The sequence below is a fragment of the Pseudomonas sp. PA-6-3C genome, from assembly GCF_021605825.1.
In the GTDB taxonomy this organism is placed as follows: domain Bacteria; phylum Pseudomonadota; class Gammaproteobacteria; order Pseudomonadales; family Pseudomonadaceae; genus Aquipseudomonas; species Aquipseudomonas edaphica.
Map to the genome: position 1 here is coordinate 69,014 of NZ_WKDV01000014.1, position 20,793 is coordinate 89,806.

The following is a 20,793-nucleotide window of genomic DNA, read 5'->3' on the forward strand; positions in this document are numbered from 1 at the left end:
AGAATAATCGAATGCTTAGGTACTGCTCTTTTGGGCAGGTGTGCCGCCAAGGTGCGAGTATCATTATTGTTGTTATCACTCAGCGACCTTAACGCATCAGAGGTGCGGAACTGAGTTGTGTGTTAGACGAGCAAGCCCAGTGAAGTGGCGCGCACTACGGTAGCGGTACAGTTATGGACGCCCAGTTTCGAGCCTGCATTGCGCAGGTGAAACTTGATGGTTTCCCGCGATAGCGAGAGGATCAAACCGATCTCGTGGGCGGTCTTGCCGTCGGCTGCCCACTTAAGGACTTCACATTCGCGCCGCGACAGCGATTTTTCCTGTGGTAATTGCCAGTGCGGTGTCAGCACGCGCAAGAAACCCTGATGGGCGACCTGCACCAAAAAACGCATGTATTTTTGATTGGCGGCAAGCTCTTGGGGAGTAATAGGGTCATTGGGGCGCGCCAGTGTCAGCATGCCGCCGCTGCCGCGGCCGTCCAGACAGGATTGCGCCCAACCGTGGGCTAGTCCGACGGCGCGGGCTTCCTCCCACATCTGCGGGTTTTGCTGGGTCATTTGCTCGTCCCAGACAATCGGTACCGTCGATTTCGTGCAGTGTTGTACCGTCGGGTCCACGGCGATGTATTCGCATTGGGTATAGCGTTGTCGCCACGAAGGCAGAAAGTTGTTGCTCATCACGACCTTGGGGCGGGTGACGGGTATAGGTATTCGGATCCCATAGGCGCAATAGTCAAACCCTAGATGTTTTGCAGTGCTTACGATCCGGGTCAACAATTCAACTTCGGTTCGGGCATTGTCGATCGTGTCTAGCAAATCATCCATCCACTTCACTGTCATTCTCCTTGAATTGACCTTGTTACGTTCTATCTGCGCCGAAAATCACTTTCGGAGGCACTGATGACGCAGGGCAGTGTTGTCATGGCTGGGTTGACTGATCGGCCACAACCACGCCGAGCCAGCAATGCCTGCCCCTGTCGTGCTACCGGTAGCTGGATAACTGAGGGCGGCTTTCGCCGAATTAACTAAATCCTTTATAGCGATGTCCTGGCAACCAATGGGCAATCAACTGGCTGGGCTCCGGATACGTCGAGGGCTTCGATCAGGTGCCGGGCGGCCCTGCGCCCGATCTCGTAGTACGGCAGTTGTACCGTTGTCAGCGGTGGGATGAACAGTTCAGCGATACCGATCATGTTGTCGTAGCCGAGTACTGCGACATCGTCTGGAATTTTCAGGCCACGGCCCAACAACAACTGATAGGCACAAAAGGCAATGCGGTCGTTGCCACAGATCAGAATGTCGAATTGGGGACGACCGTCCATGATGTGCCTGTCGAGGATGGCTGCGGTTTCACCATAGGCGTCATGATCAGAAAGGTCGTATTGCAGGAGCGCGTCAGGCGCCAGGCCGAATGCCTGACAGGCGCGCTGCATGCCTTTTTGTCGCAGGTGCCAGGCCAGGCTCTTTTTGGGCAAATTGATACACAGAGGGCGCCTATAGCCCTGGCTCAGGGCGTGGTGTACCGCCCGATACTGTCCCATTTCGTCGTCTGGCACATAACTGACCAGGTGACTGTCATCGGCCAGGCAATTGGCGAGTACCAGGGGTTTGCTCTTCAAACGCTCAGGAATGCACACCTGGCGTAACCCCATGGCACTGAAGATCAGCCCGTCGGGACGGTGCGATAGCATCAGGTCGATATTCTGGTCGCTGGGCGGGTTGCTTAGCAGATTGAGGATAAAGACATTCCAGCCAGCTTGCTGCGCGGTCTGTTCGATGGACAGCAGTAACTCGACAGCAAACGGTGTTGTAGCAGTGTCCAGTGCGAACACACCGATGGTTCGACTCTGGAGGTTGTCGCCGCGAATCTTTCGCGCCGACATGCTCGGTACGAATTGCAGTTCGTCAATGGCACGACGCACCCGCTGATAGGTTTCGGGGCTCAATTTTTCAGGATTGCTGAGCGCTCGAGAAACAGTCATCAGGGACACACCGGCCAGCTGTGCAACGTCTTTCACTGAAGTCATGCGAGGAGAAACCGGTCAGATTGACGACGAATCATGACACATGACACATGGTTTGCGCTTCTCGCGACTCCAATGATGCTGCTCATAACCATCCCGAGGCGAGAGACCATGCCCTGGAAATCGAGACACGTCCGCCACTCCCGCTTGCAACAAGCTTCACACCCAAACTACCGGGCTGTGGGTATAGGCGACTGCTGAGGCTGAAGCGCCCGTTTTCGTCGAACACCTCAATGGACGAGCGATCGAGGAACACACGCAGTGCCAGCAAGCCTTGTGTCGGGTCTATCGCCACGCTGCGCTGACCGGTGACTTGCGCACCTGAGCGGCTGCGGTCAAGGACCAGGCGCTGCAACACCGCATCGTAGTAGAGCAGGGTCTGTTCATGGCCATCGTCGCTACAGCGCAAGGCGATCCCCAAGTGCCCATCGGTGCAGTCGAGCACATCCAGGTGCACATGGATTTCCAGCCTATCGCCATTCACGTGCGGCACGTCCCGGGTTCCCGGCTCATCCCACCAGGGCGTACTCGGCAACGCTGCCTGGCGCAGAGCGGTGAGCTCTCGTGCCGGAAACATGCAAAGGCGATCTGCGCTGAGTTCAAGCTCGCGTGGCAAACCGAGCATGCCGCACCAATGATGGGCCTGGCTTGGCATCGGACTTTCCCACATGTCGAGCCACGCCCACACGAGGCGCCGACCATCGGGGGCCAATAGCGTTTGTGCGGCATAGAAGTCGTGGCCATTATCCAGCTCGATAAACGGCCCGCCAGTGAAGTGCCACTCGTTGTCGAGTCGGCCCACGCGGTAACCCGTCTGGTACTTGTTGAGCCGTTCGTAACCTTCGGACTGCATTCCTTGAGGGGAGTACAGCAGTACATCGTGTCCGTTTAGCCGAAACATGTCCGGGCATTCCCACATATAGCCATCACCCTCGCTGCCGCTTGCCACATAGTCGAGAAACTCCCAGGCGTGCAGATCGGTGGAACGGTACAACGGCAGCAGCGGCGTATCGCCCAGGCGTGCGCCGACAATGAGGTACCAGCAGCCATTTTCCTTCCATACCTTGGGGTCACGAAAGTGCATGATGGTGTCTTGCGGTGGGGTCTCGATGACGGCGCCATGCTTGACGAACTGGATGCCGTCAGTGCTGGTGGCCAGGCACTGAACTTGACGGATCAAGCGTTCATCCCCCACTTCTCCCAGCCAGGTGTGGCCGGTGTAGATCAGGGCCAAGGTCTCTCCACACACCACGGCACTACCGGAAAAACAACCGTCACGGTCGAAGTCTTCGCCAGGTGCCAGCGCGATGGGCAGGTGCTGCCAATGAACCAGGTCGGCACTCTTGGCGTGCCCCCAATACATAGGGCCCCATTTGGCTTCGAAGGGGTAATGTTGATAGAACACGTGGTATTCGCCACGAAAGTACACGACCCCGTTAGGGTCGTTCATCCAGCCTGCCGGGGGGGCGATATGATAATCGGGTCGATAATCCTGGATGACGCGAGACAGGCCATCAGTCAGTGCACGCTGCGCAAGGTCGAGGCAGGAAGACATTGGATCGCTGATGTTATTTGACGGCATGGTCATAGGGCCTGTACTCGGACTGCGTGCAGGGGGACATCACTGCGCGGGTTTTCAACAGTGTGGGGGGGGCGCTTCAAGGCAGTGCCGTCCTCGCCGAACAGGTGCAGGTTGCCGATGTCCAGCTGCAGCTCGACCCGATCGCCAGCCTGCCAGCCGGCGCTGACCTCACAACGACAGATCAGTGGCTCGTCCTGACCTGTTTCGAGGTGCACATACGTTTCGCTGCCAAGGTATTCGACCCCGGTCACGACGATTCCGGCGTCTGCCTCTGCCGCTTTGAGCGAAATGTGCTCGGGGCGAACCCCTAGGGTCAGCAACGTACCCGCCGCCAGGTCGGCGCTCTCGAAGGGCAGGGTGGTCATGCCCAACACGGGGGCGTCGACCAGGCTGGTGGCTCCCGGGGCCTGCAGGCGTGCCGCCAGAAAATTCATTTTGGGCGAGCCGAGGAAACCGGCGACAAAGCGGCTTGCTGGACGCTCATAGAGTTCACGCGGTGAGCCGACCTGCTCTACGCGACCGCCGTTGAGCACAACAATTTTATCCGCCAGGGTCATCGCCTCCACCTGATCGTGGGTGACGTAGACCATTGTCGAGCCAAGTCGATCATGCAGCCGGGCGATTTCGTTGCGCATCTGCACCCGCAAGGATGCATCCAGATTGGAGAGCGGCTCATCGAACAACAAAATGTCCGGTTCGCGCGCCATGGCCCTACCCATCGCCACACGCTGACGCTGCCCGCCAGACAGTTCCTTTGGCTTGCGTTGCAGCAGTTTGTCCAACTGCAGGATTTGCGCAGTTTTCAGCACGCGCTCGCGCAGACTGGTCTTTTCAGTCTTGGCCAGTTTGAGACCAAAGCTGATGTTGTCGTAGACGCTCATATGCGGGTACAACGCATAAGACTGAAACACCATGCCGACGCCACGCTCGCGCGGTTCCAGGTCGTTGACCCTTCGCCCGTCGATCAACAAGTCGCCGCCGCAGATGGAATCCAGCCCGGCGATCAGTCGCAGCAGGGTCGACTTTCCGCAACCCGAAGGGCCAACGAAGACCACGAATTCACCCGCAGCAATCTCCAGGCTGACGTCGCGAAGAATCCGTGCGCCGCCCAATTGTTTGTTCACATTATCTAGCTTCAATTTGATCACGATGCTGTTCCTTGTAGTTGTTGGGCATCAACCCTTTAGCGCGCCGGCAGTGAGGCCCGAAACGATTCGACGCTGGAAGATCAGCACCAGGACCACCAGTGGGACGGTGACCAGTACCGATGCGGCCATCAACAGCCCCCAAGGCAGCTCATGGGGGCTCCCGCCGGAAATCAAGGCGATGGCAACAGGCACCGTGCGTTGTGAGTCTGTAAGGGTGAAGGTCAAGGCGAACAGGAACTCGTTCCACGCGGCGATAAAGGCCAACAAACCGGTGGTGACCAGTGCGGGCCATAGCAGTGGCAACAGCACCCGGGTAAGCGTGACCCAGGGCGAAGCGCCATCCATGATTGCCGCTTCTTCCAGTTCATGAGGGAGTTGACCCATGAACGTGGTCAGCACCCAGACGGTGAAGGGCAGGGTGAAAATGGTGTAGCTCAGGATCAACGCCCAAGACGTGTTGTACAGGCCCAGAGCGCGGATCACTTCGAACAGCCCCGACAGTACCGCGACCTGGGGAAACATCGACACGCCCAGCACCATCATCAATACCGTGCCACGCCCACGGAATTTCACTCTTCCCAAGGCATAGGCGGCAGTCACACTGAGGAACAGCGCCAGCGTCACCACGCAAAGCGCGACCGTCAGCGAGTTACCGATAGCCCGCAGGAATGAGGCTTGGTGGAGTACCGTCGCATAGTTGGAAAAGTCGGGACTGTCGACCCAGTAACTGACCTCGAACAAAGCGCTGGACGGCTTTAGTGACGTCACGATGGCGTAATAGAAAGGGAAGACCGCATACAGCAACAAAATCCCGATCAGGCACCAGAACCCGAAGCGCAACAGCGCTTTTTTGAGTAAGCGCAGGCTCATGCTCGAACCTCCATTTGACGGCGTCCGAGGTAGAGGTAAAGCATGGCGATTACCGCAACGACCAGAAACAGCAGAGTCGAGGCCGCGCTGCCATAGCCAACATCCTGGAACTCCACCAAGTGTTGGCGGGCATAGACCGACATGCTCATGGTGCTGGAAGAGTTTGAGGTCAGCACATAGATGACGTCGAATACCCGCAGGGAATCGAGGATGCGGAAGATCGCGGCCACCAACAAGGCTGGCATCAACAGTGGAAGCGTAACGCGCCAGAACACTTTCAGCGGATGAATACCATCGACCTTGGCGGCTTCGTAACAATCGCTCGGCAACATCTGCAAGGCAGCCAGCATCAGTAGCGTGACAAAAGGCACCGTCTTCCAGACGTCGACGATGATGACCGCCCACATCGACAGATCCGCATCTGCTGTCCAGGCCAGGGGAGCATCAATCAGGCCGACGCTCAGCATCATGTGATTGATGATGCCGAACTGGTCGTTGAGCATCCATGACCAGATCTTCGCCGAGACAATGGTAGGAATTGCCCACGGAATCAGAATCAGCGCGCGCACCAGGGAGCGGCCGGTGAACTTGGTGTTCAGCAGCAACGCCACCAGCAGCCCCAGGACGACTTCCAGTCCCACCGACACCACGGTGAAATGCAACGTGTTGCGCACGGCGTTCCACCATTGTGGATCAACCAGGATGCCCGACCAGTTGGCGCCGTCGCGGGACAGATAATTGCTCAAGCCCACGAAGGATCCGCCACCGGTGTCCGCCAGGTCGGCGTCGGTCAGGCTGAACCAGAATGTCCGTAGCAGCGGCCAGGCGGCCACCAGGGCCAGACACAGCAACATCGGTGTCAGAAACAGCCAGGCAGCGCGTATTCGGCGACGCTCTATGGGGGTTTCCCTGATGAGCAGGCGCTCATCAGGGCAGGCATGGGTAATAGAGGCAGGCATGGTGATTTTCTTCCTTGTGGCTTACCAGTTCTTGCGTTTGATGCGCGTGAGTTCGCTTTCCAGTTCGGCCAGTGCCTGATCGACAGGCAACTCGCCTGCCAGCACGCCATGCACTCGATCGAAGAACGCATTGGAGACCCGTGGGTAACGCTCGGCGGTGATTGAGGCGGGGCGCATGACCCCGTCGCTGAGAATGCTGTGGAGCTGACTGTAATAAGGCATTGACGCGAGCAATTCGGGGTCCTGATACAGCGACTCGATAACCGGGTTATAGGCGCCGATCAGGGCACGGTGTTTTTGCTCTTGAGCACCGGTGAGGTAGCTCACCAACTCTGCCGCGAGTTTGGGATGAGCGCTGTAACGGGATACCGCCAGGCCCCAGCCGCCGAGCGTGGACGCATGGCTACCGGTCATGCCACCTCGGGGCAGGGGAGCAACCCCAACCTTGTCCTTGACGACACTGTCCTGGCTTTGCACCAGGGCCCAGACATAAGGCCAGTTACGCATGAACAACGCATTTCCCGACTGGAATACGCCACGTCCTTCTTCCTCGGTGTAGTTGAGTACGCCGCGTGGGGAGATGTCGCCTACCCAGCTTTTCGCCAGGGCCAAAGCAGTTCTTGAGGCCTGACTGTTGACCACGATCTCTCCGCGTGGATTGACCAGCCCGCCTTCCGGTTGGCTGCTGATCCACTCCAGCGCATTACACGTCAGCCCCTCGTAAGCGCGTCCCTGGAAGATATAACCCCACGCATTGGCGTTCCCGGCGTTGCGTTCAGCCTGTTGAACCTCCCTGGCGGTAGTGGTCATTTCCTCCCAGGTCTGGGGAACCTGCTTGTTGTACTTCTCGAGCAAGTCCTTGCGGTAATACAGCAGGCCCGAGTCGGTGAACCACGGCATCGTTACTAGCCGTCCATTCACAGTCGCGTTATCCACCTGTGCCTGGAAGTAGCCTTGCGTCGCATCGGCGGGCAGCACGTCGCGCAAATCCAACAGATGTTTGGCCAGCATCCCGGGCCACACCATATCGATTTGAATGATGTCGATGTCAGTGGACTGCGCGCTGAGAATTTGTTGGTAGAACGACAACCTCTCGGTCGCCGAGTTAGGCGTGGAAACCACTTGGACGTTGTGGCCGGTCTGTTTGGACCATGCCTCGACTGCCTCTTTGCAGAGTTGCAGCTCCGCACCCACCGCGCCGCACGAGATCGTCAAATCGGCTGCGTTCGAGACGGATGGAAGTCCGACACAGAGGGTGAACAGTGCGGCAGGAAGAAGAGATTTCAGATGTTTCATTGATCACCCTTTATTTTTGTTTTTAGAGAAGTTAACGTTAACACAGCCAAATGTATCAGCGTATTTGCGATAAGGCATCCTTTTTTCGCCAATTGGAACAACTCGCAACTCACGCAAAAAAGCCCGGTCGCGGGAGCAAACAATAAAAAAATAGGAAATCCACCATGCGGAAAGGATCAAACTGGCTACTTGCAGGTGTGCTCGGCACATCGGCGGCAACCTCTCAGGCCATGACTCTGGAAGAGCGCATGGCCGCGTTTGAAGCCCGTGCCAGCGCAGCAGAACAGCGTGCAGCCGCGGCTGAACAGCAGACCCAAGCACTTGCCAGGGAACTGCAGCAGATCAAACTCGCCACACCTCCCTTGCAGCCCGCCGCGTCTACAGCGAAAGTCATTGCGGAGCCTGCTTTGGACACCCGGGTGGCGAAACTCGAAGCCCGTCAGCAAAGCCTGGAGAAAGAGGGCAATACCGGACACCTCACGGATGGGTTCAGCTTCCACGGCTATGCCCGCTCTGGATTGCTGGTCGACGAAGGGCTTGGTGGTGGCCGTGGTGGCCCTTATACAACGCCGGCCGGCTCGGTCGGTGGCGCAGTCGGGCGACTCGGTAACGAGGACGACACCTACATGCGTATAGACCTGTCGAAAGAAATCTATGCGCAAAACGGTACCCGTTCCAAATTCACGGTCTCCATCGCCGACGGGGTGGAAAGCTCCAATGACTGGACGGCCGACGAGAGCAAACTGAACGTACGCCAGGTGTTCACCGCGCTCGACCATGTGGCGGCGTTCAAAGGGAATTCAGTGTTCGAGAACGCCACGCTGTGGGCAGGCAAGCGATTTGATAGAGATAATTTCGATATCCACTGGTTGGACTCTGACGTTGTCTACCTGGCCGGCACCGGCGGTGGCATTTACGATGTGCAGATGAACAAGAATTGGCGCTCCAATTACTCCTTGATTGGGCGTAGCTACGGGGATTTCAGTCAGGGCGGTATTAATGCCAATGTGGAAAGCTACATCCTGACCTCCAACCAGTTCTTCGAGGAGGGTCAATGGCAGTGGATGTACAACGCCATCGGCGCAAAGAAAAACGATTTCGGTACCCGCACCAATAAGGCAGGTTTGACGCCTGCGAATTCCGGCTTGCACACCATGTTGGCCAATCACCAGAAAAACTTTTTCGGCAGAGAAGGCTTCTTCAAAACCGCGCTGCTCTATGGGCAAGGCCTGGGGGCCGAGGTCAAGAACGTTGGCTCGGACGGTGAACTGATTGACGACGCCCGCGCTCTGCGTCTTGCACTTTACGGTGAGACGCCTATTGCGCCTGACTGGCGCATCGGGCCCAGTTTGCTGGCCGAGCAGAGCAAGGACAGATACGTCAAGGGTGACGACTACCGCTGGCTAACCCTCAACGTGCGATTGGCTAACCAAATCAACAGCAACTTCGAGATGGCCTACGAAATGAGTTGGCAAACCATGAAGCTCGACCCCAAGGGCTATCTACAACGTAATGCGGTCGACGGTAACTTCTGGAAATTCACTGTCGCCCCGACATTCAAACTTGACGTTGGAGATCTTCTCACACGCCCCGAATTGCGAGTGTTCGCAAGCTTCATGAACTGGTCTTCGGATCTGGACAGATTCAGTACCACAGACTCCTTTGGCATGACGGACTTCCACGCTGGAGGCGTATGGCAATACGGCATACAGATGGAAACCTGGTTTTAATATTTAAACGCGTCCGGCCAACCGCCTTCAGCGCACCTGTCGGCTGTTGTCGCAAACAGAGATGTCGGCTGCAGACATCTGCTTTGAAGTTGGCTATGAAGACCTCTCTAACTTCAACAGACACTTTCGCATCGAAATGGAACAGACACCGAGCGAATATCGTCGCGGAACAGGCAATGACGTTATTCAATCGAAACGGTGCTCATCAATCCCTGCCTTTCACCAAAGCGCATTGAGTAAGTGATTACCGGTCGAAGCTGATCAGCCAGCAGTTGTCCCTACGACAAGAAAATGAGGAAATGACGATGATATTGCCTCGCGCAGTGGTATTTGGCGAAGCCCTGACTGAATCGCCCCGGGTTTCGTAGACACCTCTTTGCCTTACATTGGATTAATATCGAGCCGTGTGAGTTGCATGGGATTAATCATTAAGATGGGGGGGCCGTAACATAACGCATTTACGTCCCCCGGTAACCGGGGTAAGTTGGATTTCTTGCCTATACGGTTAAGTTATTTCAGCAAATGAATGCTTCATGAGTCTCCAGGTGGCGGCCTATTGGCCGCCCCTGATCCAAAAGTGCAGAAGTATTGAGTCTTAATAACAAGCTTCCGCAACCTATGAAGCCTCAATCTTCAATGTTGCCCATCGCTGTGGTATTGAAGCCGCCATCGACATACAGTATTTCGCCGCTAATTCCGGACGCCAGCTCCGAACACAAGAATGCGCCAGCGTTGCCAACTTCTTCGATAGTAACGTTGCGGCGCAGTGGAGTCTGCGCCTCGTTAGCCGCGAGCATCTTGCGGGCCTAGTGAGCCGGCAAGATAACGTACACTGGCTTCGAGAGAGGCTTTTGCCATGCCCATGACGTTATAGTTAGGCATGGTGCGTTCCGTGCCCAGGTAGGAAAGTGTCAAAAGGCTGCCATTACGGCCTGCCATCATTTTACGCCCTGCCTTGGCCAGCGCGACGAAGCTATAAGCGCTGATATCGTGGGCAATCCGAAAACCTTCACGGGTGGTCGATTCGGTGAAGTCGCCCTCAAGTTGGTCACTGGGGGCGAAGCCGACAGAGTGCACAATGCAGTCCAGGCTGTCCCAATGAGCGCCCAAGGCTCGCGGCGCAGTTGCTGTCCCAGGTTGATTCTCTCGGGCAGCAGGTCGACCGGATGGGCAAGAAGAACGACCGCTACCAAACCATCATCGAGCAGCTCACCCACGAAATCGCCTGGTTCAAACGTAATAAGTTTGCCAAGCGCAGTGAGCAATTGAGCCCTGCCCAAGGCTGCCTGCTCGACGACCTGCTCGACACCGACATCGCGGCCATCGAAGCCGAGCTGAAGGCGTTGAATCCGCCGGCTGCGCCGGCCTGGCGATCGCCCGCTCGACACTGGCGCAGTGGGTCGGCCAAACTGGCGTGCAGTTCCAACCCTTGGTCGACGCACTGCGCGAAACAGTGCTTGCTCAAGGCGTGATCCACGCTGACGAAACGCTGGTGCAGATGCTCACGCCGGGCGAGAAGAAAATCCATCGCGCTTATGTCTGGGCCGACTGCACTACGCCTTTTTCGGCGCTCCAGGCAGTGGTGTACGACTTCAGCCCAAGCCGTGCGGGCGAACATGCACGCAACTTTCTTGGCCAGTGGAATGGCAAGCTGGTTTGCGATGATTTTGCCGGCTACAAAGCCAGCTTCCAACAAGGCATCACGGAAATCGGCTGCCAGGCCCACGCCCGCCGCAAGTTTTTCGATTTGCACGCGACGAATAAAAGCCAACTGGCTGAGCAGGCGCTGCACTCAATTGGCGGGTTGTGCGAAATTGAACGGCAAGCGCGGGAAATGACCGACGAAAATCGCTGGCGAATACGCCAGGAAAAAGCGGCCCCCATTATCGACGCACTGCATACCTGGATGTTGGCCCAGCGTGATCTTGTGCCCGAAGGGTCGGCTATCGCGAAAGCTCTGGATTACAGCCTCAAACGCTGGACGGCACTGACTCGATATATCGAGGACGGGGCTGTGCCCATAGATAATAACGCGGTCGAAAATCAGATAAGGCCGTGGGCACTTGGACGCTCGAACTGGTTGTTCGCCGGGTCGCTACGCAGTGGTAAACGGGCAGCTGCGATCATGAGCTGGATTCAGTCCGCCCGCATGAATGGGCATGATCCTTATGCGTATCTGAAAGATGTGCTGACGCGCCTGCCGACGCAGCGAGCAAGTGAGATCGACCAACTGCTGCCAGAGCATTGGATCTCGGCCTGACGTTCTCAACGTGAGGGTGCTCTTGCATTAGAATGACCGCTCAACTCATATGGAACAGGATTGATCCGAATGGAAGCGCGAGCCACTTTTTCCTCCAAGAATTTCAAACCAACTGACCTGACTCTCACGCCCGAAATTACAACAGGCTTACCAGTGTCGATCAGCTCCATGGAAAAGTCCTATACAGGAGCTATCGATGGTATTTCTTCAACAGCCTTCACTGCGGCGTTCGACCAAGCGTCAAGAAGGGGCAGCTACATCGCGATGGAGAGCTTCAAGGGTACGGTGAATGGGGTAGAGGGTTCCTTTAACTTCATTCATTCCGCCTCCACTACCGGAATTGATCGTGCAGATGAGTTTTTCTGCATAGTTGGAGGCAGTGGTACGGACGGTTTGAAAGGGATATCAGGGTCAGGAGGGATCACAATTGACACCGATGGAACGCACCATATTTGGTTGAATTACCACCTCGAATAATTTAACAAACCGTAAGGGGCACCGCCCCTGACGCACCAGGGAGGTGTCCTGGCTAGGTGCTTACCGTGGCTTTGCCGGACGCTTACCTTTGATCGACGGTAACAATCCACGCAAAGGTAATGTGTGACCACACAGGCTGCAGTTGCCCCGGGCACTGCGTGCAAGGGGATATATTTTCATGGTAAAAAGTTTTATTGACTAAAATATTATATGGGGTAATTATTTCTCTGCATCTGCTTCATGCAGAGTCATCTTCAGGGTTACCCCGATGAGTCATAAAGCCCAATTCTCCCTCGCGACTTCTTATGTCGAGGCCAATGAGTCTTCATTGGCCACTCGCGTGGCGCCGCTGCTGATGCAGGGGTTTCCCGCCGCGCCGGAACACCGGGTAACGTGGAACAACTGGATGCGCACGCCCTTCAATCAGTGGGGGTTCCGTCATCTGGCGCGACTGCGCCCCAGCATTGATGTGTCGGCGGGGCCAGGGCCTGCCGGTCAGCTCCAGGAGGCGCCGCGCGCGCTGGATCAGCTGTGTTTCGACAGTGAGAGTGGGCTGGGCATCCGTGTGATCGAGCACCTCGTCGCCAGCCAGACGGACGCCTTTTTGGTGATGCAGGGTGACACGGTGTTGTACGAGCGCTACTTCAACGGTCAGCGCGCCTGTGACCGGCACATCATGTTCTCGGTCACCAAGTCGCTGATCGGTACCTTGGGTGAACAGTTGGTGACGAGCGGCGTGCTCAAGCCCGAGCGGCCGGCCGCTTACTACGTGCCTGAACTGGCGGGCAGCGCATTTGGCGATGCGACGGTGCGCCAATTGTTCGATATGGCGGTGGGCATCGACTACAGCGAAGTGTATGACGACCCCAATTCAGAAAGCTCGCAGTACGGCTATGCATGCGGCTTTCAACCCGCACCGGCGCAGTACGCGCAGTTCGAGTCGTTGTACCAGTACTTGCCATCCCTCAAGAAACGCGGCAGCCATGGGGGCTTTTTCCATTATGTGACGGCCACCACCGAAGCCTTGGCCTGGGTCATGGAGCGTGCCTCAGGCAAGGCCTGCAGTCAGATGCTGGAGGAGGTCTGGGGGCACCTGGGGTGCGACCGCGACGGCTATTTCCTGGCCGATCCCTGGGGCCGTAACGTGGCCGGGGCGGGCTTCAGCGCCACCTTGAGAGACATGGCGCGTTTCGGTCGCCTGCTGGCCAACAACGGTTGCCACGACGGCGTTGAGCTGCTGTCGCCCGAGACTGTGGCCCGTATCACCGCCGGCGCGGATCCAGCGATCTACGCGCAAAATGCTGAGTTCTCCCGCTGGACGCCCGGTGCGTCCTATCGAAGCCAGTGGTACGTGTTCAACGACCACAGCCAGGCCCTGATGGCTGGGGGGATCCACGGCCAATACCTGTTTATCGATAAGCCGTCCGGCGTGGTGATCGTCAAGCAGTCTTCGCTTACCGATGCGGTCAGCCCATTTGATACTGACAGCGTGCGCATGCTGCGCGCGATCGCCGCCCACCTGAGCCACTGACCCACGCCAAACAATAAGAGTTTTGCGTTCTATTCACCTGGCTTGCCCAGGTGTTGGCGGCGCCCTGCGTCGCCATTGACTGCCCTGTAACAACAATAATTCCACAGGAGCTTCTTATGGTATTCAGCAAGCGTTTCTCTCGAGCGCTGTTGGCGGTCGGCTTACCCTTGACCACCCACGTCGCATTCGCGGGCTACACCTTTGAGGACGGCGATCTCAAGGGCGAAGTCAATCTCACCGCAGGCGGGGCAACGTTGTTTACCCGTGGGGTCAACTTCGGCAGCGGCCGGGTCGATGCGCGCAACGGTAAAAACGGCGGCGCCCGGATCAACTGGCAAGAGGTTTACGTAAAACCGGGGGTCAAACTCGAGTACGCGCTGCAACCGGATTTCAGCCTGCTCGCGGGCGGTTCCCTGGTGGCGGCGAGCACCTTTGGCGATGGTGATGCGGGTGGCTTCAGCCGCAGTTCCGATGGCAAGGCCGCCGCCGAAGAACTCTATGGCGGTTTTCGCGCCGGCGAGTGGAAGCTCACCGCCGGCCGCCAGAACTACATGATCGGTACGGGGTTCATCGTCATGGATGGCAACCTCGACCAGTTCAAGGATGGCGCCTACTGGCTCGGCCCGCGAACCGCGTTCAGGGATTCGGCGATCTTCGCCTGGGATCATGGTGCGCTGAAGTCTCAGGCTTTCACCTTGCGCACCGATGATGACTTGGGCGATTTTCGCATGACCGGCGTCAACCTGGATTACAACCTCGATGACCAGGTGACGCTCGGCGCCATGGCCATGAAGGTCAATGCCCTTGGCCCCAGAGGTAGCACGCTCCCGCGCCGCCGGGACGGGATGCAGGTGTATAACCTGCGGGCGCTCAACGCCAAAGTGCCCGGCGTACAGGCGCTGACGCTGAATGCCGAGTACGCGCTGGAGCGGGGCAGCGGCGAGGGTGTCGATTACGCTGCCAGCGCCTGGTATGCCCAGGCCGACTATGCCTTCAACACCTTGCCGCTGACGCCGGTCCTTGGCTACCGCTACGCGAGCTTTTCCGGCGACGACAACCTCACCGACAACCGGCAAAAAGCCTGGGACCCACTGAGCAAAGGCTTCGTCGACTGGAGCACGTGGCTGGTCGGGGACGTGGTCGGCAATTACCTGCTGTTCAACAGCAACGAAAATGTCCAGCAGTTCTCCCTCAAGACCCACCTCAACGAAACCCTGACCCTCGGCGCGATTCACTACCAGTTCTGGCTGGATGAAAAAAACTACCTGGGCGCACCGGTCAGCGATCGGCGCTTTGCCGACGAAAGTGTGGTTTTCCTCGACTGGACACCCACGCCGTCGTTCTATACGTCGCTGTCCTACAACTGGGTCAAGCCACTGGCCGCCGCCAAACAGGTGTTCGGTAACGACCAGATGTTCAGTGCGCTGGAACTGTATTTCACCTACCGCTATTAAGTGCTGCGAGCCATCGCGGCCGCGCTGGAGTGTTTTGATCATGAACAGATTTTTGCGTAACACCGTGCTGGGCGCTGTCGCCTCGTTGCTCATCAGTGGTTTTTGCCTGGCTGAAGAACGCACCGTACGGATCTACAACTGGATCGAATACCTGCCACCCGAAGTGCTGAAGAGCTTCGAGGAAGAAACCGGCATTCGGCCTATTTATGATGTGTTCGACAGTGCCGAAACCATGGAGTCCAAACTGTTGACGGGCAACTCCGGGTACGACGTGGTGTTTCCCGGCACCGCCAACCTGGGGCACTTGATCACGGCCGGTGCCGTGCAACCGCTGGACCGCAAGCAGTTGCCCAACTGGCAGCACCTGGACCCGCAGTTCATGCAGTCCCTGGAAGCCGTGGGTGACACCGGCAACCGCTACGCCGCGCCTTACCTGTGGGGCACCACATTGATCGGCTACAACGTCGACAAGGTGCGCAAAGCCCTCGGCCCCGACGTGCAGATGAACAGCTGGGACATCATCTTCAAGGAAGAAAACCTCGCCAAACTCGCCAGTTGTGGCGTGGGTTTTCTCGACGCCGCCAACGAGATCCTGCCGATTGCCTTGCACTACAAGGGCCTCGACCCCAATAGCCAGAAGCGCGAGGACTATGTACAAGCCCAGGCCCTGATGATGAAGATTCGCCCTTACGTCAGTTACTTCAACTCGTCGCGCTACGGCATGGACCTGGCCAACGGTGATATCTGTGTGGGCGTGGGCTGGTCCGGCGGTGTCGCACTGGCCACACGACTGGCAGATGCCGCTGGCAAGGGCGTCAAGGTCGAAATGGCACTGCCCAAGGAAGGCGCGCCGATGTGGTCGGACGTGATGATGATCCCGGCCAAGGCCCCTGATCTGGCGGAGGCCCATGCGTTCATCAATTACATCCTGCGCCCGGACGTGATTGCCCGTATCAGCAACAAGATCGGCTACCCCAACCCGAACAGGGACGCTACCGCGCTGGTGGACGCCAGCATCCGCAACGACCCCAACATGTATGTGCCGGACGAAGCGCGCAAGACCCTGTTTGCCCTGGAGCCGATTCCGGCCGCCGTGGAGCGCATCCGTACCCGCACCTGGACCGCCATCAAGAGCAACCGATGATCTGTGTGGCCCGGTGCGTGCGCGCCGGGCTCGACTCAGGAGGCAATCAGGCCTGCATGCCGTAAAACACCAGCTCGGTGATACGCCTGACCTGCAGGGAGTGCGCGTCGATATCCGGGTGTTCCTGGTTTACCAGCCTGAACAATTGCAGGTGCGAATAGTCGTTCAACAGGAACGCGGCCAATTCCACATCGAGTTGCGCGCGCAGCTTGCCGGCCCGTTGCAGTTCCCGCAGCAGTTCGCTGATTTCGGCCCTGAGCGCATCGTTCATGGCCCGGTAGCCTTCGGGCAGTCCATTGCTGCCGCCGAACAGGATCAGCGGCAGCAGTTCACGCCACAGGCTGGGGTGCATGACCTCCAGGGCATAGCCCGTGAGCAGGCGTTCCAGGTGGCAGAGCGCTTCGACCGGATCGTCTATTTGGTGGATCAGGCTGCGGGTGTCGGTGATCGCGCGTTGATCGGCGTGGTGCAGGATCTCCAGGATGATTTCCTGCTTGTTGCCGAAGTACTTGAACACCGTCGGCGGCGACACTCCGGCCTGGCTGGCGATCTGTTCGATGGTGGTGTTCTGGAAACCCTGGCGCTCAAACAGTTCGACCGCAGCTTCACTGATAGCTTGCCGGCGCTCGGCTTTCTGACGTTCACGCAGTCCACTCACAGGAGATCCTTGTCACGAATAATAAAGAGGGGCGCGTGTCGGCCCCATACCCCTGCAAAATACTTAATTGGGTAAAGCTTTTAAAGCACTAATTGCCATTCAAGGAGTTTGCCGCCGGTGCTTCTTCATACGGTAAGCAAATTGAGCACGGCTGAGCCCCACGAGCCTGGCGGCCGCGGCCAGGTTGCCGGCGCTTTGTTGCAATGCTTCAGTGATCAGGCGCGATTCAAGGCCTTCAATGGAAACCCCCTGGTCCAACGGGTCGAGGGTATCCAGCAGCGTCGAGCGAGGCGCCTGCGCGGTATTTGACAGGCTGCCTTGGTCGTCGAGGCCATAGGGCTCGGCGGGCAGCGGTTCGTTGCGAAACAGATGCACCAGGTCAATGGCCTGGCCTTCGTCGCTGGCGATCAGGCCGCGTTCGATGAGGTTTTGCAGCTCGCGCACATTGCCCGCGAAGTCGTAGCGCAGCAACGTCTTCAGGGCGCGCATGGTCAGGCCTGCCGGGGTCCGGGCGTAGTCCTGGCAGAAGCGCGTCAGGAACGCATTGATCAGTAGCGGGATGTCGTCCCGGCGTTCACGCAGCGGGGGCAGGGCGATGGGGTAAACGTTCAGCCGGTAGAACAGGTCTTCGCGAAAGCTTCCGTCTGCCACGGCTTTACGCAGGTCGATATTGGTGGCGGCCACCACGCGCACATCCACCTTGATCCCGCGCACCCCGCCGACCCGTTCGATTTCCCGTTCCTGCAAGGCTCGCAGCAACTTGCTTTGCCCGGGCAGGCTGAGGCTGGTGATTTCATCCAGGAACAGGGTGCCACCCTGGGCCCGTTCGAATCGCCCGGGGCGCGAGTGCGTAGCGCCGGTATAGGCGCCGCGTTCGACACCAAAGAGTTCGGCCTCCACCAGGTTATCCGGGATGGCGGCGCAATTGAGTGCCACAAACGGGCTGTCATGGCGACGACTGAGCTGGTGCAGCTGGCGCGCAAACATCTCTTTGCCCACACCGGACTCACCGCTGATCAGCACCGTCGCGGGCGTCAGTGCAACCCTTTGCAGCGCTTGCATCGCCGCGTTGAACGCGGCACTGGCGCCTACCAACGGTTGCGGCTGGCGGGTTCCGCCACTGCTGCCCACGGGGCCTGCGAGCGTGGGGGTGGCAGGGCCAGTGACGGCCTGGTACACATTCAGGTAGCGCAGGTCCTGTTCGACATCACCCCATTGCTCGGCCGTCTTGCCAATCACGCGGCAACGGCGATGGCCCATGCCACGGCATTCCACTTCGCGGAAAATCACCATTTGCCCGAAGAGGCCACTGACGAAGCCGATGGCGTAGCCGGTTTCGGTCCAGCACACCGGGTCCTGGCCGATGCCGTAGGCCCCTATATGTTCATCGGCTTCGCACGAGTGGTGCCAGAGAAATTCCCCTTCATAGAACCCCGAGTCGGCATCGAACTTGAAGTGCAGCGGTTCGACCTTGGTCATGCCTTCCAGGGTGTGCAGGTGTGTCCCGGCGCGAAACACCGCGGCGGCATCGGCCTGTGGCCAGCGCTCGCGGATCAAGCGCGCATCCCGTGCGCCGGAGGCATAACCGGTGCGGGTGAACAGGCCCCGGGCCTGGTCCAGTCCCAGGCGCTCGATGACCTCGGCGCGCAGGGCGCCGAACGACGAACTGTGCAGCAACAACATGCGTTGATCGTTGAGCCAGATGCGCCCGTCTTCAGGGGAAAAGAACAGGCAGTCGGCCAGTTCCGCAGTGGTGGGCGAGCTGCTGTCACTGAGTTGGCGACTGTCGCCTCGCGGAGGGTAGGGCGCGCTGGCCACCCGGTCGTCGGGCAGCGCGCTGTGGGGATTAGTCATTGTTATGCCCCTGCAAAGCGAGTGATCGATATGAGCAACTGCTCAGATAGTTATAAAACATAACCTTATCAATTGAACAAGTGGCGAAGCCCGGGTTTTTTGCGGGTCAACGCCCCAGGCGTGTGAGCGTTGCGCGGCAGGCCTCGACCCAGAGCCCTCGCCGGTTTATATGCGCGCCGTTGCGTGCAAGCGGCACAGCCTTTGCTCAAGGCTTGATGCGGCGTTTGCACCCTGTGCAGACGATGACAATTACAAGAACCGGAGTTGCCAATGCCAGTGTCTGAAACCACCCCCTTTCTACAGCGGGCCATCGCGTCCGAATGCCTGTTCAACGGCGACTGGATTCCCGTGTCGGGATCTGTGATTGACGTGATTGAACCCGCCACCGGCGAACCCCTGATGCGCTGCGCCATGGCCAACGCGGCCGACATCGCCATCGCCTGCCGCAGTGCGGCCCTGGCGCAGCCGGCCTGGGCTGCGTTGGGCCCACGGGAGCGCGCCGAGGTGTTTCGCAAGGCGGCGGACCTGGCCCAGCGGTCCTTCGCCGAGCTGGCGCTGTACGTCGCCCGGGAAACCGGGGGCGCGTTGTTCAAGGGCGAGCACGAAGTGCGTGAAGCGATTGTGCTGCTGCATCAGGCGGCGGGGCTGTTGTCCCAACCTCACGGGGTGGTGCTGCCCAGTGCAGCCGGCCGACTGTCCTATGCACGGCGCCAGCCCCACGGCGTGGTCGGGGTGATTTCACCGTTCAACTTTCCGCTGGTGCTGTCACTGCGCTCAGTGGCCCCGGCGCTGGCGGCAGGCAATGCAGTGGTGCTCAAACCTGACCCGCAGACCCCGGTCAGCGGGGGTTTTCTCATTGCCCGGCTGTTTGAAGAGGCGGGCTTGCCCAAGGGCCTGCTGCAGGTGATGCCCGGCGCGGCGCCGGCGGGGGAAGCGCTGTGCCGCGATCCGAATGTGCGGATGATTGCGTTCACCGGGTCCACGGCGGCGGGGCGCAAAGTCGCTGAAGTGGCCGGGCGACACCTGAAAAAGGTTGCGCTGGAGCTGGGCGGGAAAAACCCGCTGATCATTCTTGAAGACGCCGACCTCGACCTGGCCGCGAGCAATGCAGCCTGGGGCGCCTGGCTGCATCAGGGGCAAATCTGCATGGCGACCGGGCTGATTCTCGTGCATCAATCCATCGCTGAAAGCCTCACCCGCAAGCTGGTGGACAAGGCCCGGACACTCACGGTGGGCAATGCCGCCCGGGGTGAAGCGGCGCTCGGCCCGTTGATCAACCAACGGCAATTGCTGCGCGTGCACGAGATCGTCAGTGACAGCCTGCAGGCCGGCGCACGGCTCGAGGCGGGCGGCGACTATGACCGGTTGTTCTACCAGCCCACCGTACTCAGTGGCGTACGTCCGGGCATGCGCGCCTTTGAGGAAGAGCTGTTCGGCCCGGTGGCCACGGTGGTCAGCTTTACCACCGACGAGGAAGCGATCGAACTGGCCAACCGCACGGAGTACGGCCTCTCGGCCGCCATCATCTCGCCGTCGGTTGGGCGCGCCATGGCCATCGGTGAGCGGCTGGACTGCGGCCTGCTGCACATCAACGACCAGACCGTGGCCGACGAATGCATCAACCCGTTCGGCGGGCGCGGTGCTTCCGGCAACGGCGGCAGCGTCGGCGGGTCGGCCGACTGGGACGAGTACAGCCAGTGGCAGTGGGTCACGCTGAAAAATACGCCGCCTGTCTATCCATTCTGAGCCATAGCCGTTCTGGGCGCTGGCTCATCGCTTTGTTACACCTGTGCCTATACAAAAATAA

General features: G+C 58.8%; 15 protein-coding genes and 3 pseudogenes. 8 read left to right on the top strand and 10 right to left on the bottom strand.

Annotation, left to right across the window (positions count from 1 at the left end; translation table 11 throughout):
- Window positions 1-122: 122 nt before the first annotated feature.
- The 7 genes from GIW48_RS12025 to GIW48_RS12055 all read right to left on the bottom strand — a co-directional run bounded on the left by GIW48_RS12025 (window position 123) and on the right by GIW48_RS12055 (window position 7,878).
- Window positions 123-839: an autoinducer binding domain-containing protein gene (locus GIW48_RS12025; RefSeq protein ID WP_236460886.1), complete on the bottom strand. Its 717-nt coding sequence runs from the start codon at window positions 837-839 to the stop codon at window positions 123-125.
- Between the two features lie 194 nt (window positions 840-1,033).
- A complete protein-coding gene (locus tag GIW48_RS12030) occupies window positions 1,034-2,026 on the bottom strand; it encodes a LacI family DNA-binding transcriptional regulator (protein WP_169987118.1) in 993 nt (330 codons plus the stop codon).
- Window positions 2,027-2,108: 82 nt separating this feature from the next.
- On the bottom strand, window positions 2,109-3,578 hold the full coding sequence (locus GIW48_RS12035; protein WP_419789524.1) for a glycoside hydrolase family 32 protein: 1,470 nt from the start codon (window positions 3,576-3,578) through the stop codon (window positions 2,109-2,111).
- 29 nt (window positions 3,579-3,607) lie between these two features.
- On the bottom strand, window positions 3,608-4,753 hold the full coding sequence (locus tag GIW48_RS12040; protein WP_236460884.1) for an ABC transporter ATP-binding protein: 1,146 nt from the start codon (window positions 4,751-4,753) through the stop codon (window positions 3,608-3,610).
- A 27-nt stretch (window positions 4,754-4,780) separates the two neighbouring features.
- The gene (locus GIW48_RS12045) at window positions 4,781-5,623 is read right to left on the bottom strand and encodes a carbohydrate ABC transporter permease (protein WP_236460883.1); all 843 of its coding nucleotides are present in this window, start codon (window positions 5,621-5,623) and stop codon (window positions 4,781-4,783) included.
- On the bottom strand, window positions 5,620-6,582 hold the full coding sequence (locus GIW48_RS12050) for a carbohydrate ABC transporter permease (protein WP_099547696.1): 963 nt from the start codon (window positions 6,580-6,582) through the stop codon (window positions 5,620-5,622). The genes GIW48_RS12045 and GIW48_RS12050 overlap by 4 nt, the downstream gene beginning before the upstream one ends.
- A 21-nt stretch (window positions 6,583-6,603) precedes the next feature.
- On the bottom strand, window positions 6,604-7,878 hold the full coding sequence (locus tag GIW48_RS12055) for an ABC transporter substrate-binding protein (RefSeq protein WP_236460882.1): 1,275 nt from the start codon (window positions 7,876-7,878) through the stop codon (window positions 6,604-6,606).
- A gap of 164 nt (window positions 7,879-8,042) precedes the next feature.
- Between GIW48_RS12055 and GIW48_RS12060 the strand changes: the two genes are divergently transcribed.
- Both GIW48_RS12060 and GIW48_RS12065 read left to right on the top strand, forming a co-directional pair.
- Window positions 8,043-9,608 (top strand): carbohydrate porin, encoded by a 1,566-nt coding sequence (locus GIW48_RS12060; RefSeq protein WP_017139041.1) that lies wholly within the window; start codon window positions 8,043-8,045, stop codon window positions 9,606-9,608.
- 22 nt (window positions 9,609-9,630) lie between these two features.
- Window positions 9,631-9,844, top strand: a pseudogene (locus GIW48_RS12065) (helix-turn-helix domain-containing protein); the annotation flags it as partial.
- 390 nt (window positions 9,845-10,234) lie between these two features.
- Here the strand turns inward: GIW48_RS12065 and GIW48_RS12070 are convergent.
- A pseudogene (locus GIW48_RS12070) lies at window positions 10,235-10,721 on the bottom strand (enoyl-ACP reductase FabI); the annotation flags it as partial.
- Between the two features lie 11 nt (window positions 10,722-10,732).
- On the opposite strand from GIW48_RS12070, the pseudogene tnpC reads away from it, so the two are divergent.
- The 5 genes and pseudogenes from tnpC (at window position 10,733) to GIW48_RS12095 (ending at window position 16,474) form a co-directional block, all read left to right on the top strand.
- Window positions 10,733-11,868, top strand: a pseudogene (tnpC, locus tag GIW48_RS12075) (IS66 family transposase).
- A 69-nt stretch (window positions 11,869-11,937) separates the two neighbouring features.
- The gene (locus tag GIW48_RS12080; protein ID WP_017139043.1) at window positions 11,938-12,345 is read left to right on the top strand and encodes a DUF3224 domain-containing protein; all 408 of its coding nucleotides are present in this window, start codon (window positions 11,938-11,940) and stop codon (window positions 12,343-12,345) included.
- Window positions 12,346-12,613: 268 nt separating this feature from the next.
- Window positions 12,614-13,876 carry a serine hydrolase domain-containing protein gene (locus GIW48_RS12085; protein WP_236460881.1) on the top strand — a complete coding sequence of 421 codons (1,263 nt, stop codon included), beginning with the start codon at window positions 12,614-12,616 and terminating at the stop codon, window positions 13,874-13,876.
- Between the two features lie 116 nt (window positions 13,877-13,992).
- Complete coding sequence (locus tag GIW48_RS12090; protein WP_236460880.1) at window positions 13,993-15,330, top strand: alginate export family protein; 1,338 nt, start codon at window positions 13,993-13,995, stop codon at window positions 15,328-15,330.
- 40 nt (window positions 15,331-15,370) lie between these two features.
- A complete protein-coding gene (locus GIW48_RS12095) occupies window positions 15,371-16,474 on the top strand; it encodes a polyamine ABC transporter substrate-binding protein (protein WP_236460878.1) in 1,104 nt (367 codons plus the stop codon).
- A 46-nt stretch (window positions 16,475-16,520) separates the two neighbouring features.
- On the opposite strand, the gene GIW48_RS12100 is transcribed toward GIW48_RS12095, so the two are convergent.
- Both GIW48_RS12100 and GIW48_RS12105 read right to left on the bottom strand, forming a co-directional pair.
- On the bottom strand, window positions 16,521-17,132 hold the full coding sequence (locus GIW48_RS12100; protein ID WP_170038675.1) for a TetR/AcrR family transcriptional regulator: 612 nt from the start codon (window positions 17,130-17,132) through the stop codon (window positions 16,521-16,523).
- Window positions 17,133-17,231: 99 nt separating this feature from the next.
- On the bottom strand, window positions 17,232-18,986 hold the full coding sequence (locus tag GIW48_RS12105; RefSeq protein ID WP_236460877.1) for a sigma-54-dependent Fis family transcriptional regulator: 1,755 nt from the start codon (window positions 18,984-18,986) through the stop codon (window positions 17,232-17,234).
- 270 nt (window positions 18,987-19,256) lie between these two features.
- Here GIW48_RS12105 and GIW48_RS12110 point away from each other — a divergent pair, with 270 nt between their 5' ends.
- Window positions 19,257-20,732 carry a benzaldehyde dehydrogenase gene (locus GIW48_RS12110; RefSeq protein ID WP_236460876.1) on the top strand — a complete coding sequence of 492 codons (1,476 nt, stop codon included), beginning with the start codon at window positions 19,257-19,259 and terminating at the stop codon, window positions 20,730-20,732.
- Window positions 20,733-20,793 lie beyond the last annotated feature (61 nt).

Bases quoted from the DNA above. Each gene is read 5' to 3' on its own strand.
- GIW48_RS12025 (WP_236460886.1), bottom strand. From the start codon at position 839: ATGACAGTGAAGTGGATGGATGATTTGCTAGACACGATCGACAATGCC.
- GIW48_RS12030 (WP_169987118.1), bottom strand. From the start codon at position 2,026: ATGACTTCAGTGAAAGACGTTGCACAGCTGGCCGGTGTGTCCCTGATG.
- GIW48_RS12035 (WP_419789524.1), bottom strand. From the start codon at position 3,578: ATGTCTTCCTGCCTCGACCTTGCGCAGCGTGCACTGACTGATGGCCTG.
- GIW48_RS12045 (WP_236460883.1), bottom strand. From the start codon at position 5,623: ATGAGCCTGCGCTTACTCAAAAAAGCGCTGTTGCGCTTCGGGTTCTGG.
- GIW48_RS12050 (WP_099547696.1), bottom strand. From the start codon at position 6,582: ATGCCTGCCTCTATTACCCATGCCTGCCCTGATGAGCGCCTGCTCATC.
- GIW48_RS12055 (WP_236460882.1), bottom strand. From the start codon at position 7,878: ATGAAACATCTGAAATCTCTTCTTCCTGCCGCACTGTTCACCCTCTGT.
- GIW48_RS12060 (WP_017139041.1), top strand. From the start codon at position 8,043: ATGCGGAAAGGATCAAACTGGCTACTTGCAGGTGTGCTCGGCACATCG.
- GIW48_RS12080 (WP_017139043.1), top strand. From the start codon at position 11,938: ATGGAAGCGCGAGCCACTTTTTCCTCCAAGAATTTCAAACCAACTGAC.
- GIW48_RS12085 (WP_236460881.1), top strand. From the start codon at position 12,614: ATGAGTCATAAAGCCCAATTCTCCCTCGCGACTTCTTATGTCGAGGCC.
- GIW48_RS12090 (WP_236460880.1), top strand. From the start codon at position 13,993: ATGGTATTCAGCAAGCGTTTCTCTCGAGCGCTGTTGGCGGTCGGCTTA.
- GIW48_RS12095 (WP_236460878.1), top strand. From the start codon at position 15,371: ATGAACAGATTTTTGCGTAACACCGTGCTGGGCGCTGTCGCCTCGTTG.
- GIW48_RS12105 (WP_236460877.1), bottom strand. From the start codon at position 18,986: ATGACTAATCCCCACAGCGCGCTGCCCGACGACCGGGTGGCCAGCGCG.
- GIW48_RS12110 (WP_236460876.1), top strand. From the start codon at position 19,257: ATGCCAGTGTCTGAAACCACCCCCTTTCTACAGCGGGCCATCGCGTCC.